We start from the raw sequence: 13,831 nt of genomic DNA on the forward strand, positions 1-13,831 counted from the left end.
GTTGCAACGGGCCTAATATAGAAGGTGCAGATGCCGAATCGATCAGGAGAATACGCTTGACGATTGCAGTCTCACCACAGGCCTTGCCGGCGCTCGTCTTGAACGCTGACTATAGGCCGCTGAGTTACTACCCCTTGTCGCTTTGGTCCTGGCAGGACGCGATCAAGGCCGTCTTCCTTGACCGTGTAAATATCCTTGCCGAGTACGAACATTCGGTGTCGTCTCCGAGCTTCTCGATGCGACTTCCGAGCGTTGTTTGCCTCAAGAGCTACGTGCAGCCCTCACGCCACCCGGCCTTCACCCGGTTCAACGTGTTCCTGCGCGATAAATTCGAATGCCAGTATTGCGGTTCGCCCGACGATCTCACCTTCGATCACGTGGTGCCCCGCGCTCACGGCGGCCAGACGACCTGGGACAATGTCGTCGCAGCCTGCTCGCCCTGCAATCTACGCAAGGGCAGCAAGCTGCCGAAGCAAGCCGGCATGTTCCCGCACCAGAGGCCTTTCCAGCCGACGGTGCAGGACCTGCACAACAACGGCCGGCTCTTCCCGCCGAACCATCTGCATGAAAGCTGGATGGACTATCTCTACTGGGACGTCGAACTGCAGCCCTGACGCTGTTCGTGCCTTCTTGCCGGATCTAAGCCCAAAGCGGGGTCAGGAGAGGTGCGTGCGCTCGCGAACCCCTTGTTGGGGCGTTGCCTGCCCGAGAGCGATCTGGGATCAGCGCGCCTTTGCCGCACCGCGCAAGGCGATTGCTGCGAGGATGAGGCTGGCGATCACATTCCATCCGGCAAAGGAGAGCCCGAGCACCCGCAAGGAGGCTTCGGTGCACGACGGGCCATGCTTGGAATCGAGATCGCCCAGCAGATCACCGACATTCGACGAAATCCCTTGCGCGGTCGTGGCGCAGGTGGACGGTCCTTCCCAGAAGCCCCATTCGGCGCCCGAGTGATAGACGCCCATGCCGGCGCCGACCAGCATCAGGATGCCGACGATGAGAAGCAGCGTGCGTGTCGTCCACGCCGGCAGTTTGAACGCGCTCGTGGCGATTGCCAAAACACCGACCGGGATGCCCCAGTAGTAGGGATCGCGCTGCAACAGGCAGAGCGCGCAGGGAATATAGCCACCGACATGCTCGAAGCCGAGCGCGCCGCCCACGGTCGCCGCCATGCCGAGTGTTACGATAACGGCGATCAGCAAATGCTGGCGGGATTGGGTGGCGGCGTCGATCATCTATACCTCGCGGGCGGCAACTCGAAACCGAGGGATGCCGCAGTGCAAACTGGATGGCGCCTTCTTAGGCAGGATCGTGCGCGCTGTAAATCGCAGCGGCTGTGAGCGGCCCGCACGCTTTCGTGATTGTTGGTCGTGCATCCTGAAAATGATGGTTGACCACGGCGAAATCCTTCGTGTAAATCCGAGCCGCTGATATCGCACTTCCCTGAGCCCCATTGGCGGAATTGGTAGACGCGCTCGACTCAAAATCGAGTTCCGAAAGGAGTGCTGGTTCGACCCCGGCATGGGGCACCACCACGTACACTTTCTTCACATCCATCGTCCGACATGCCTGAACGCCGCCGCAGTCATTGAACTGTCGCTTGCGAAGGTGTTAGGTGCGCTGCAGCAAAAAAACTGTCATGGCAGCGTCATGTTACCGAGAATAGAGACCTACGACGAACTCTACCGCGCCTTCCGCTGGCCGATTCCGGAAAAGTTCAATATCGGCGTTGCCGTCTGCGACGCCTGGGCTGAGCGGGCGCCGGAGCGTGTCTGTCTCCAGCATTTCGATCCTGGCGGTGCGCATCAATCGCTGACCTATCGTCAATTCGCCCGGCAATCCTCGGCCTTTGCCAAGGGGCTGACGGGGGAGGGTATCATGCCCGGCGAACGGGTGGCGATCCTGTTGCCGCAGGGGTTCGAGACGGCGATTGCCCATGCAGCGATCTACAAGCACGGTGCCATCGCGCTGCCGCTGGCGCTGCTCTTCGGCGTCGAGGCGCTCGAATACCGGCTGCGCGACGCCGGCGTGGCGGCTGTCATCACCAACGGCTTTGGCTATGAACGCATCGCGGCGATCCGTGAGCGGCTGCCTGACTTGCGGCTGGTGGTGCTGGCGGATGATCAGCCGCGTCCGGGCACGATTGTCTTCTCTGACTTGGCGTCGGGTGATCCCTCTGGCTTTGTTGCGGCCGATACCGGCCCCGACGATCCGGCCTTGATGATCTACACGTCAGGCACGACGGGGCCGCCGAAGGGGGCACTGCACGGGCACCGGGTGCTGCTCGGGCATCTGCCGGGCTTCGAGTTTCACCATCACTTCCTGCCGCAGCCGGGTGACCGCATGTGGACGCCGGCCGACTGGGCCTGGGCGGGCGGGCTGCTCAACGCGCTGTTACCGTCGCTGCTGCACGGCGTACCCGTCGTGTCGTCGCCGGCGCAGAAGTTCGACCCGCATACTGCCTTTCGCATCCTGGAAGAAATGGACGTGCGCAACGCCTTCATTCCGCCGACGGCGCTCAGGCTGATGAAGGCGGTCGAGAATCCGCGCGAGCGCTATCGGCTTAATCTCCGAACCATCGGCTCGGCTGGCGAGTCCCTCGGCCGCGAGACCTATGAATGGGCAAAGGCGGCGCTCGGTCTCGAGGTCAGCGAGTTCTACGGCCAGACCGAGTGCAACATCGTCATCTCGTCAGCCGCCGATCTCGGCGTCGTCAAGCCGGGGTCGATGGGGAAGGCCGCACCCGGCCACCGGGTGGCGATCATCGACGGCGAAGGCCGCGAACTGCCGGCCGGCAGCGTCGGGCAGGTGGCGGTGAAGCGGCCGGACCCGGTGATGTTCCTCGGCTACTGGGGCAACGCGGCGGCGGCGGAGAAGAAGTTCATCGGCGACTGGATGACGACAGGCGATCAGGGCGTGATGGACGAGGAGGGCTATTTCACCTTCTTCGGGCGTGACGACGACGTCATCACCTCGTCGGGCTATCGCATCGGCCCGGGCGAGATCGAGGATTGCCTCGCCGGCCATCCGGACGTGCAATTGGCCGCCGCTGTCGGCAAGCCCGATCCGGTGCGCACCGAGATCGTCAAGGCCTATGTCGTGCTACGGCCGGGCGTTGTTGGCGACGCGCGTGTGGCAACCTCCATCCGCGAGTGGGTGAAGACCCGGCTCTCGATGCACGAGTATCCGCGCGAGATCGCCTTCGTCGACAGCCTGCCGCTGACGACCTCGGGCAAGGTGATCAGACGGTTCCTGCGCGAGCAGGCGGCGGCGGAAGCGCGCGGGGCGATTCAGGTTTCCGAAGCGTCGTAGTCCCTTGACCGCCGCGCGATTGATTTGAATTGGCTGGAGCGGGATGCGGGCGGAAAACGGCGCACGCTTTTTCCTCATCCCGCTCTAGCGTCCGGCAAGCGCCTTGATCTTGTCGCGCAGGATCCGCGCCATGTTGCGGGTGTTGCGATAGAGGTGGAGCTGGGCTGCCACCTGGCGCACTTCGCGGTCTCGGGTCTGCTGCAGGCCGATCACCATCGTGCCCATGTCTTCGCGCTCCTGCCAGAAACGGCTCATGATCGGGTGGTCCGGCACCGCGCAGGAATCGGAGCGGGCGATGTTGGCGTCGTCGAGATGCCATTCCGTCAGTTCGGCGAGAAGCAGTTTGCCCGGCGAGAACCTGGCATAGCGCTCGTCATAGGCGGTCTTCCAGGTATAGGCCTCGCCCGACATCAGGAAGACGACCATCGAGGCGATCGCCTTGCCGTCGAGATCGAGCGTGTGGATGCGCACGCTGTCGCCGTCGGCCAGATTGGTGATCGCCTCGCGGGCAAAGGCGGCCCGAAAGCGGTCGAGCACCATGGCGCTGCGCGCCTTGCCCTTCCAGCCGGATGCTTCCAGCGCCAGGAATTCCTCCATGCGCAGGCGGACGTCGGCGGGCTGACGGGCGACCGAATAGACGAGCTCGCCCTCTTTTTCGAGATTGTTCCACTGCCGCCGCAGCTCGCGGAAATGCGCCGGGCTAATGGCCTTGCGCAGATAGGTCGGGCCGTCGAGCAGGCTTTCGAGCATCGGCCGGCTGAAGGTGTCGGTCACCGTCAGAGGCAGGTTGCGGCCGATGGCGACGGCGCGGGTGAGGCGGGCGACCTTGCCGTTGAGCCGCATGTCGGGCAGCACCAGGATCGAGGGCAGCCCGGTTGCCGGCGCGGCAAAGGCTTCGAACAGGTTGTCGATGGTCTCGGCCGCATCCTCGGCGTCGAGCAGTGGCACGCCCAGTGGCCCGAACGGGTTCGACCAGGCGCGAATGATCGGCGCGCCGATCGAGAAGCCGGGCTTTTCGATCGAGAACGGCATCAGGAAACGCAGCCGGCTGCGGCGCTCGTCGTTGTCGCGCATGATCGCGAGCCGGATGACTCGCTCTTCCAGGCGTGGCATGGCCGGCGCCAGGAAGCGTCCGGTGAAGAAGACGTTCGGCTCCAGCGCCCGGTTCGACAGAAAGTCGAGTTCGCGCTGCAACTCGTAGCCGGCCCTTGCCGGATAGATGGCAAGATGCCGTCCGGGACGTCCGACCTCGATCAGATGCTCTGCGGTCGGTCCGCTTTCGCCGTCCTGCGCCAGACCGCCGAGAACCCGTGCGGCCCGGCTGTTTGCATCGCTCGGAAGATTGGTATTGCCGATCATGGATGGACAGCCCCGTTGTTTTCATTGCCGGCCCGCGCTCTTGCGAAGGCAAAGAGCGCAAAGCCGAAGGTACGCCGGACGGCGAGGTGCAGCAGCATCGCCTCGACGAACATAGCACCAGCGGTTGCAAAAGCAGCACCGTTCAGTCCGAAAAGAGGGATGAGGCTGAGGTTGAGTGCGATGTTGACCACCAGCGCGCCGGCGTAGAGGATCACGCACAGCGTCTGCTGGCCGGCCATCGTCAGCAGCGTTTCGGCCGGGCCGATGAAAGCCTTGGCGAGGATACCCGCGAAAAGCACCATCATCAGCGGCAGCCCGGTGACGAAGGCCGGGCCGAAGAGCGAAAGCAGGAACGGCCCTGCCAGTAGCACCAGCGCGCCGACCAGAAGCGACGGCCAGAAGGCCCAGCGGGCGCTTTCGACCGCGATGCCGGGGATCTGGCCGGGATCGCGGGCCATCGCGTTGGAGACGCGCGGGCCCGCGGCTGCCTTGACCGCGAACATGACGAAATGCACAAGCGCCATGGTCTTGGCGGCAGCGAAATAGATCGCGACGTCGTCCGGCTCCAGGTAGAGGCCGACGATCACCACATCGGAATTGGTCAGCAGGAAGCCGAAGCCATCGACCAGGAAGACGGGGATCGAGACCTTGAGCCAACGGCGAAGCTCGATGCGTCGCGGTCCCGGAACATAGCGCGAGCGAAGACGGTAGGTGAGCGCGAGAAACTGCGAGACACTGGTGACATAGGCCGCGGCCATGGCTGCCATCATGGCGGTTTGCGCGGTGTGGGGCGCGCCGGCGGTGACGGCGAGCACCATGAAAACGAGCACGAGCAGCGGCCGGATGATGAAGGTGGGGCTCATCGCGGCAATCGGCCAGCCATGGGCACGCGCCGTTCCGTCCATGACGTCGCCCAGCGAGATCATCGGCAGGGTGAAGAGGCCGAGATAGAGGGGCACAAGGTAATAGGCCTCGATGTGCCCGGAAAAGAACCAGAGGCCGGCAAGGCCGAGGACGGCGACCGTGGTGGCGGAGGAAAGCGCGAAGATGCGCACCGTCGTCGTCACGCCGCGGATTTCGTCCATGGCGGCCGACGCCTGGTATTCCGGCAGGAAGCGGATGACGACGGAGTGAAAGCCGACGCAGGAGAGGCTGCCGAACAGGATGACCAGCACCCAGACGAAGACGAAGATGCCGTATTCGAACTCGCCCATCAGCCGCGCGAGGATGATCTGCGACAGGAAGGCGATGGCGGCGCTGACGATGCGAACCGTGAAGGCGACGAGCGCCATGCGGCGCGCAGCGTTCGTGGCGTCGGAACTTGTCAGGATGGGGAGAAGCCGGGCGATAATTGCGGACAGGCGGTGTCTCAGTGCCGACGGCAGCATTCGTCCGGCCGTTTGACATACCGCCATGAACACGAGAACACCCTGAGATTACGCAATACAGGGGTTCAGTACTGCCAGAACAGCGTTAACAAAGGGTGCAGCGCGGTTGTAAGGAATGGGGGCAACCATGCCGATTGTGGACAGCGAGCGGCAGCGGATTATGCAGGCGAAATCGATTGGCCGCACATGGTCGGCGATCTCCAGAAGATCGGCATCGAGCGGCTGGAGGACCTGACGGTCGCCAACGCGGAAGACCTCGCACTCCGTATCAACGCCACGCTCGGTCGCCGCCATATCAACAGCACCGGCATTCGCGCGCTCGAAAACCTGATTGCCAACGCCAGGGCATGCGATCGCTAGCAAACAGGCTCCAGGAAACGAAAATGCCGCCCGGAGGCGGCATTTCTGAAGGGCAGGGGGCGCAGACAGTACCTGCATTCCGCGGCTGGCTTATGCCTCGTAGATGCCGTGGCAGTGCTTGTACTTCTTGCCCGAACCGCAGGGGCAGAGCTCGTTGCGCGAGACCTTGCCCCAGGACAATGGGTTGGTTGCGTCTCGCTGCACTGGCGGGGCGGCCAGCAGCGTGCCGTCGCCGAAATCGTCCTCGCCGGTGAGCGGATCGATATGGTGGCCATGCATGACAGGCGGAGCCGGCTGCGGCGCTTCGGCTGCTTCGCGCACCAGCTCGACGCGCATGAGCTGTGCGGTCACGGCCTGGCGCAGGTTGCCGAGCAGGGCCTGGAACAGCTCGAAGGCTTCGGATTTGTATTCCTGCAGCGGATCGCGCTGAGCGTAGCCGCGGAAGCCGATGACCGAGCGCAGGTGATCGAGGTTGACGATGTGCTCGCGCCACAGATGGTCGAGCGTCTGCAGCACGACCGAGCGTTCGACATACTGCATGATCTCCGGACCGAAGCGTTCGGCACGGTCGGCGGCTTCCTTTTCGGCAGCGGTCATGACGCGCTCGAGAATATCGGCTTCGTCGATGCCTTCCTCGGCAGCCCATTCGGTGATCGGCAGGTCGAGATTGAGGTATTGCTGCACGTCGGCCCTGAGGCCCGCGACGTCCCACTGCTCGGCATAGGCCTTCTCGGGAATGCGCTTGCTGACCATGTCTTCGACGACTTCGGTGCGCATGTCGGTCACGGTTTCGGTGACGCTTTCGGCATCCATCAGCTCGATGCGCTGTTCGAAGATCACCTTGCGCTGATCGTTGAGAACGTCGTCGTACTTCAGAAGGTTCTTGCGGATGTCGAAGTTGCGGGCTTCAACCTTCTTCTGGGCGCGTTCGAGAGCCTTGTTGATCCACGGATGGATGATCGACTCACCTTCCTTGAGGCCCAGCTTCTGCAGCATACCGTCCATGCGGTCGGAGCCGAAGATGCGCATCAGGTCGTCCTGGAGCGACAGGTAGAACTTCGATCGACCCGGGTCGCCCTGACGGCCGGAACGGCCGCGAAGCTGGTTGTCGATGCGGCGGCTTTCGTGGCGCTCGGTAGCGAGAACGTAAAGCCCGCCGGCGGCCAGCGCTTTTTCCTTCAGCTGCTGCACTTCGGCGCGGATCGCCTGTTCGCGCTGTTCGCGCTCGGGGCCGGGCTCGACTTCCGAGAGCTCCTGCTGGATGCGCATGTCGACGTTGCCGCCGAGCTGGATGTCCGTGCCGCGACCGGCCATGTTGGTGGCGATCGTGACGGCGCCGGGCACGCCGGCCTGGGCGACGATGAAGGCTTCCTGCTCGTGGTAGCGGGCGTTGAGAACCTGGAAGTTGGCAAAGCCGGACTTCTTCAGAAGGTCGGCCAACTGCTCGGACTTTTCGATCGACGTCGTGCCGACCAGCATCGGCTGGCCGCGCTCGTGTGCCGACTTGATCTCGTCGATGATGGCGTTCAGCTTTTCGCCCTGCGTACGGTAGACCTCGTCATCCTCGTCGATACGCTTGATCGGCAGATTGGTCGGAACTTCAACGACTTCCAGGCCGTAGATGTTGCCGAATTCTTCCGCTTCGGTGGAGGCCGTACCGGTCATGCCGCCGAGCTTGGAGTACATGCGGAAGTAGTTCTGGAAGGTGATCGATGCGAGCGTCTGGTTCTCTGGCTGGATCTGCACCTTTTCCTTGGCTTCGAGCGCCTGGTGCTGGCCTTCCGAATAACGGCGGCCCGGCATCATGCGGCCGGTGAATTCGTCGATGATGACGATCTCGCCGTTGCGAACGATGTAGTCCTTGTCGCGCTGGAACAGCTTGTGGGCCTTGAGCGCATTGTTGACGTGGTGGACGATCGCGACGTTTTCGATGTCGTAGAGCGATTCACCCTTGAGCAGGCCCGCCTCGCGCAGCAGGTTTTCGAGCTTCTCGGTGCCTTCTTCGGAGAAGTTGGCCGAGCGCTGCTTCTCGTCGATCTCGTAGTCCTCAGCCGAAAGCAGCGGAATGAATTCGTTGATTGTGTTGTAGAGATCCGAGCGGTCGTCGAGCGGGCCGGAGATGATCAGCGGCGTGCGCGCTTCGTCGACGAGGATCGAGTCCACTTCGTCGACGATGGCGAAGAAGTGGCCGCGCTGGACCATCTGTCCGCGCTCGTACTTCATGTTGTCGCGCAGATAGTCGAAGCCGAGCTCGTTGTTGGTGGCATAAGTGATGTCGCAGGCATAGGCGGCTTTGCGCTGCTCGTCGGTCAGGCCGTGGACGATGACGCCCGTGGTCATGCCGAGGAAGCTATAGATGCGGTCCATGGTGCCGGCGTCGCGCTGGGCGAGGTAGTCGTTGACGGTAACGACGTGCACGCCCTTGCTCGCAAGCGCGTTCAGGTAGACCGGAAGCGTCGCGACGAGGGTCTTGCCTTCACCGGTCTTCATTTCGGCGATGGCGCGCTCGTGCAGGATCATGCCGCCGATGAGCTGGACGTCGAACGGGCGCAGGCCGAGCACGCGGCGGGCCGCCTCGCGGGCGACCGCAAAGGCCGGAACCAGAAGGTCGTCGAGCGTCTTGCCTTCTTCCAGCTGCTTGCGGAATTCCACCGTCTTGCCGGCGAGCGCCTCATCCGACAAAGCCTTCATGTCGGCTTCAAGTGCGTTGATGGCGTCCACCCGTGCCTTGTAGCCACGCACGCGGCGATCGTTGGAGGAGCCAAACAACTTGCGGGCTAGGCCGCCGAGACTGACCATACGAATGGTCCTTTCATTTTTGTTGCCTTGGGTCTCATGGCCGCGCCGCGAAAACCGCGCAATGCCGTGAAACGCCCGGAAACTGTTCTGGACGCGAGGTTGCGTGACAGATAAGAGGGGGGTCGAATTATGTCAACGCAATTGCACTGTCGGACGGCTACAGAACCGCCACATTCTGGTGTTGTGCAGCCGCTACAAGCTGCAGGCAATTGCGCCGAAGGCCAATGTGAAAGGTTAGTGAGCATGACCAAGTTGAAAACCCTGGCCGCCGTGGCACTGGTTGCGGCGATGGCCGTACATGGTGGCGCGCGGGCGGAAGACGCCGATCCGGTGGTCGCCAAGGTTGGCGGCGAGGACGTGCGTCAGTCCGAACTCAATCTTGCTCTGGGTGGTCTCGACCCGCAGCTGCAGCAGATGCCGGAAGAACAGAAGCGCGCCGCAGCACTGTCGGCGATCATCGACGTTAAGCTTCTTTCCGCCACGGCCGAGAAGGAAGGCCTGCAGGACGACGCCACTTTCAAGCAGCGCGTCGCGTACCTCACCGAGCGCGAACTTCACAACGCCTACTTCAAGAAGCATGTCGTCGACGCCATCACCAAGGAAGAGGTGAAGGCACGCTACGACAAGGAAGTCGCGGCCATTCCGGTTCAGGATGAAGTGAAGGCCCGCCATATCCTGGTCAAGACGGAAGACGAAGCCAAGGAAATCATCAAGGAACTCGACGCTGGCAAGAGCTTCGTCGAGCTTGCCAAGGCGAAGTCCACCGATCCGAACAAGAACGACGGCGGCGACCTCGGTTACTTCACCAAGGGCCGCATGGTGCCGGAATTCGAAACGGCTGCCTTCGCTCTCGAGAAGGGCGCCTACACCAAGACCCCGGTCAAGACGCAGTTCGGCTTCCACGTAATCCTGGTCGAAGACAAGCGCCCGCAGGCCCCGCCGCCGCTCGAGCAGGTCGAGCAGCAGGTTCGTCAGCTTGTCATGCGTGACAAGTATGTCGAGCTGCTTGCCGCCGCCAAGAAGGATGCAGGCGTCGAAATTTCCGACCCGGCGCTGAAGCAGGCCTATGACGAGGCCAACAAGGCGCAGGAAGCGCAACAAGCCAAGTAATTCGATCGGCGGGCCCTGCCACTGGCAGGGCCTGTTGTCACCGCTTTTTGTCGATGCCCGGCGGTGAAAACCGTTCGGGCATTTGTCGCAAGATGGATCTGGAGCCGTTTCGGTTGTAGACCGCTCCGGATCCTTGTTCTTAGGCATTTCCTGAAGGCCGCCAGGCTCTTTTGGAAATGCTTTGGCTCCAACACGTCACAGCAGGTTTCCCATGTCCGGCTCCGTTTCTCCGCTCGCTCCGAAAACCTTTGCCGAAATGCCCTCCGTGCGCGGCGTCCGCATGGCGACCGCAGCCGCCGGCATCAAGTACAAGAACCGCACCGACGTGCTGATGATGGTGTTCGACCGGCCGGCCGTCGTGGCCGGTGTCTTCACCCGTTCCAAGTGCCCTTCGGCCCCTGTCGATTTCTGCCGCAAGAACCTTGCCGGCGGTGTCGCGCGCGCGGTCGTCGTCAACTCCGGCAACGCCAATGCCTTCACCGGCAAGAAGGGCCGCGAGGCGACGGAACTGACGGCAAAGTCGGCGGCAAAGGCTGTCGGCTGCGCGGAGAGCGAAGTCTTCCTGGCGTCGACCGGCGTCATCGGCGAGCCTTTGGACGCGACCAAGTTTGCCGGCGTGCTCGACGATCTGGCTGTTGCCGGCAAGGAGGACTTCTGGTTCGAAGCCGCCAAGGCGATCATGACGACGGATACCTATCCGAAGGTAGCGACACGCAGCGCCGAAATCGACGGCGTCAAGGTGACGATCAACGGCATCTCCAAGGGCGCCGGCATGATCGCGCCCGACATGGCGACGATGCTCTCCTTCGTGGTCACAGATGCCGACATTGCGCCTTCGGCGCTGCAGGCCCTGCTTTCGGCCGGCGTCGGCCCGACCTTCAACTCGGTCACGGTCGACAGCGACACTTCGACGTCCGATACGCTGATGCTGTTCGCTACGGGCGCGGCATCGGCCGACGGCCAGCCGGCAATCTCCGATGCGACCGACCCGCGTCTTAATGCCTTCCGCGCCGCACTGAACGACCTTTTGCGCGATCTCGCGCTCCAGGTCGTGCGCGACGGCGAAGGCGCTCGCAAGATGGTCGAGGTGACTGTCGAAGGCGCCGAGAATGATGCGGCCGCCAAGCGCATCGCGCTTTCGATCGCCAATTCGCCGCTCGTCAAGACGGCGGTCGCCGGTGAAGACGCCAACTGGGGCCGCGTGGTCATGGCCGTCGGCAAGTCCGGAGAAATGGCCGAGCGCGACCGGCTGGCGATCTGGTTCGGCGACGTGCGCGTCGCCGTCGAGGGGGAGCGCGATCCCACCTATTCTGAAGCTGCGGCCACGGCCGTGATGAAGGAAGAGGACATCACGATCCGCGTCGAAATCGGCCTCGGTTCCGGTCGGGCCACTGTCTATACCTGCGACCTGACGAAGGAATATGTCGAGATCAACGGCGATTACCGGAGCTGAGGCGCCGGTTATGTGATGGTGAGCGGCCTAGCGCGCCAGGCCGTAGAGGTAGCAAGATGACATCGAATGATATTCGGCCCGTGGCGGGCAAGGCACAGGCCGAAGCTGGGGAAGTGGCAATGGTGGATCTTCCAAACGTGCGCCGTCTCGAGGCCGTGGGTTTCCGCGCCTGGCCGGCAGCGTCCGTGCAATATGATGGCAGCTGGCTGATCCGGCTCAATGCAGGCCATGATTCCAAGCGGCTGAATTCCGTCAATCCGCTTGATCCGTCCGACTATCGCGACATCCCGGTCCGTCTCGAAAAGGCTGCCCGGCGCTTTGCCGACTACGGCCGGCCGCTGACTGTGCGCCAGACGCCGCTGACGCCGCCGCAGCTTGTCGCCCATATGGATGCCGAGGGCTGGAATGCGTTCAGCCGCAGCCTGGTCATGAGCGTCGACCTGGTCGAGCGCGAGTTCGGTGACGGCATCGATCATCTGCCGATCAAGGATGTCGGCCGGTTCGTCGATGCGTGCATCGGGATTGCGAAGAGCGATCCGAAGCGCAAGGCGGCGCTGGCCGAAATCATCAACGCGATCAAGCCGGAGAGTGGCCTCTTCCTGTTCGAGGATGCCGAGATGGGGCCGACGGCCGTGGCGCTCGTCGTCCAGGACAACGATCTTGCCGGCATCATGCAGTTTGCCGTGGACGAGCGGGTCCGTGGCCGGGGCGTCGGCAAGGCGATGCTCGACGTCTGCCTGCGCTGGGCGCGTCTGCGCGGAGCCAAGAAGGCCTGGCTGCAGGTGGAAGCGGATAACAGCGCGGCTATGGCGCTTTATCGCGGCGCCGGTTTCTCCGAGGTTTACAGCTACATCTATCGAACGCCGGGAGCTTGAGGCCATGGATGCCAACGGAAAGAAGATCGTGCTTGTCGCGGCCTGCGCGCTTGTCGATTCCGATGGTCGCATCCTGCTCGCGCAGCGGCCGGAAGGAAAATCGCTTGCCGGCCTATGGGAGTTTCCGGGCGGCAAGGTTGAAGCCGGCGAGACGCCGGAGGAAACCCTGATCCGCGAGCTTGAGGAAGAACTCGGCATCCGCACCAAGGTCGCATGCCTGGCGCCGCTCACCTTCGCCAGCCACACCTATGACGACTTCCATCTGCTGATGCCGCTCTATGTCTGCCGCCGCTATGAAGGGGTTGCGATCGGGCGGGAAGGCCAGGCGATCAAGTGGGTCCGGCCAAAGGCCCTGCGCGATTTTCCGATGCCGCCGGCAGACGAACCGCTTATCCCGTTTCTTATGGATTTGCTCTGAACCTACCCGAAATCTGATTGATTATTAATCGATCGTTTATCTCCCTGGCGCAAAGATAGCTCCAATTCAGTTTTGGTACGTATCGTTGGCAACGGCGTATCGATTTCAGGCAGTGCGGTGGAACCAAGCTTGGGAAGGGCGCTTGCGTTCGCCGTATTTTGCGCGTTTGTGAGGCTGGGATGGTGGACGACGATTTCTGGAACACGGTTCAGGAAAAGGATCTGATGAATAATCAGTCCCGCCGGACAGGTGTGCTCAATCTGTCGCTGTTGTTCGGAACGGCGGTGATCGCGCTGACGCTGATCCTGACGCCCATGCTGTCATCCAAGACCGACAAGCGCATCATGGCGAACACGCCCGTCGATTACGACAACATTTCCACCGGCTCCATCCCTTCGAAGGGGACCACCAAGCGCTACACGGTTCGGCGCAGCGTCCTTCAGGAAATGCCCGGAGCGGTTTGCATTATCGATGCCGACGGCCGCAAGAGCGGCTGCTGAGGCGAACGCCATCGGCCCGTTTGGCGCTGGCGTCCGATTCGGATTGAACACAAATCTGGCTGGGGACGCATGGAAACGCTTAGACGCTTGTTTGGTGGCACGGACGGCGGCATCGCCATCGAGTATGCGCTGATCGCCGCCCTCGTCTCCCTCAGCTTAATCTTCGGGGCCAACCAGATCGGCAACGCCCTGACCTACGTCTACGACTCGCTCGCCGCAGCGTTCCCGAGCGCATAAGCACTAAAACCGGATCTGGG

13 protein-coding genes and 1 tRNA gene are annotated in these 13,831 nt (G+C 62.8%); 10 read left to right on the plus strand and 4 right to left on the minus strand.

Going from position 1 to position 13,831, the window contains the following annotated elements; genetic code table 11:
• Positions 1 to 56 precede the first annotated feature (56 nt).
• Positions 57 to 614 carry an HNH endonuclease gene (locus IB277_RS19070; RefSeq protein ID WP_034797858.1) on the plus strand — a complete coding sequence of 186 codons (558 nt, stop codon included), beginning with the start codon at positions 57 to 59 and terminating at the stop codon, positions 612 to 614.
• A gap of 108 nt (positions 615 to 722) precedes the next feature.
• Here the strand turns inward: IB277_RS19070 and IB277_RS19075 are convergent, their stop codons facing one another.
• Entirely contained in the window at positions 723 to 1,235 is a 513-nt protein-coding gene (locus IB277_RS19075) for a disulfide bond formation protein B (protein ID WP_060584437.1), read from the minus strand.
• Positions 1,236 to 1,447: 212 nt separating this feature from the next.
• On the opposite strand from IB277_RS19075, the gene IB277_RS19080 reads away from it, so the two are divergent.
• Together IB277_RS19080 and IB277_RS19085 are read left to right on the plus strand one after the other, a co-directional pair.
• A tRNA-Leu gene (locus IB277_RS19080) sits at positions 1,448 to 1,532 on the plus strand.
• A 118-nt stretch (positions 1,533 to 1,650) separates the two neighbouring features.
• Entirely contained in the window at positions 1,651 to 3,312 is a 1,662-nt protein-coding gene (locus tag IB277_RS19085; RefSeq protein WP_090299920.1) for an AMP-binding protein, read from the plus strand.
• Positions 3,313 to 3,396: 84 nt separating this feature from the next.
• Here IB277_RS19085 and IB277_RS19090 read toward each other — a convergent pair whose 3' ends face one another.
• Both IB277_RS19090 and IB277_RS19095 read right to left on the minus strand, forming a co-directional pair.
• The gene (locus IB277_RS19090; protein WP_034797746.1) at positions 3,397 to 4,671 is read right to left on the minus strand and encodes a GNAT family N-acetyltransferase; all 1,275 of its coding nucleotides are present in this window, start codon (positions 4,669 to 4,671) and stop codon (positions 3,397 to 3,399) included.
• Positions 4,668 to 6,059: a lipopolysaccharide biosynthesis protein gene (locus tag IB277_RS19095; RefSeq protein WP_051659382.1), complete on the minus strand. Its 1,392-nt coding sequence runs from the start codon at positions 6,057 to 6,059 to the stop codon at positions 4,668 to 4,670. Before IB277_RS19095 ends, IB277_RS19090 begins: the two co-directional genes overlap by 4 nt.
• Positions 6,060 to 6,245: 186 nt before the next feature.
• Between IB277_RS19095 and IB277_RS19100 the strand changes: the two genes are divergently transcribed.
• Complete coding sequence (locus IB277_RS19100; RefSeq protein ID WP_192371336.1) at positions 6,246 to 6,419, plus strand: hypothetical protein; 174 nt, start codon at positions 6,246 to 6,248, stop codon at positions 6,417 to 6,419.
• Positions 6,420 to 6,509: 90 nt separating this feature from the next.
• Here IB277_RS19100 and secA read toward each other — a convergent pair whose 3' ends face one another.
• Positions 6,510 to 9,218, minus strand: a complete 2,709-nt coding sequence (gene secA, locus IB277_RS19105; protein ID WP_060584443.1) for a preprotein translocase subunit SecA — start codon at positions 9,216 to 9,218, stop codon at positions 6,510 to 6,512.
• Between the two features lie 243 nt (positions 9,219 to 9,461).
• On the opposite strand from secA, the gene IB277_RS19110 reads away from it, so the two are divergent.
• The 6 genes from IB277_RS19110 to IB277_RS19135 all read left to right on the plus strand — a co-directional run bounded on the left by IB277_RS19110 (position 9,462) and on the right by IB277_RS19135 (position 13,811).
• A complete protein-coding gene (locus IB277_RS19110; RefSeq protein ID WP_034797733.1) occupies positions 9,462 to 10,328 on the plus strand; it encodes a peptidylprolyl isomerase in 867 nt (288 codons plus the stop codon).
• A 211-nt stretch (positions 10,329 to 10,539) separates the two neighbouring features.
• A complete protein-coding gene (argJ, locus tag IB277_RS19115; RefSeq protein ID WP_060518380.1) occupies positions 10,540 to 11,781 on the plus strand; it encodes a bifunctional glutamate N-acetyltransferase/amino-acid acetyltransferase ArgJ in 1,242 nt (413 codons plus the stop codon).
• Between the two features lie 56 nt (positions 11,782 to 11,837).
• The gene (locus tag IB277_RS19120) at positions 11,838 to 12,656 is read left to right on the plus strand and encodes an N-acetyltransferase (protein WP_060518378.1); all 819 of its coding nucleotides are present in this window, start codon (positions 11,838 to 11,840) and stop codon (positions 12,654 to 12,656) included.
• 4 nt (positions 12,657 to 12,660) lie between these two features.
• Positions 12,661 to 13,074 carry an 8-oxo-dGTP diphosphatase MutT gene (gene mutT, locus IB277_RS19125; protein WP_060518377.1) on the plus strand — a complete coding sequence of 138 codons (414 nt, stop codon included), beginning with the start codon at positions 12,661 to 12,663 and terminating at the stop codon, positions 13,072 to 13,074.
• A 179-nt stretch (positions 13,075 to 13,253) separates the two neighbouring features.
• Entirely contained in the window at positions 13,254 to 13,574 is a 321-nt protein-coding gene (locus IB277_RS19130) for a hypothetical protein (protein ID WP_034797725.1), read from the plus strand.
• Positions 13,575 to 13,643: 69 nt separating this feature from the next.
• Entirely contained in the window at positions 13,644 to 13,811 is a 168-nt protein-coding gene (locus IB277_RS19135; RefSeq protein ID WP_082566310.1) for a Flp family type IVb pilin, read from the plus strand.
• The last annotated feature ends 20 nt before the right edge of the window (positions 13,812 to 13,831 follow it).

The sequence above is a fragment of the Ensifer sp. ENS07 genome (assembly GCF_014852185.1).
Classification (GTDB): domain Bacteria; phylum Pseudomonadota; class Alphaproteobacteria; order Rhizobiales; family Rhizobiaceae; genus Ensifer; species Ensifer adhaerens.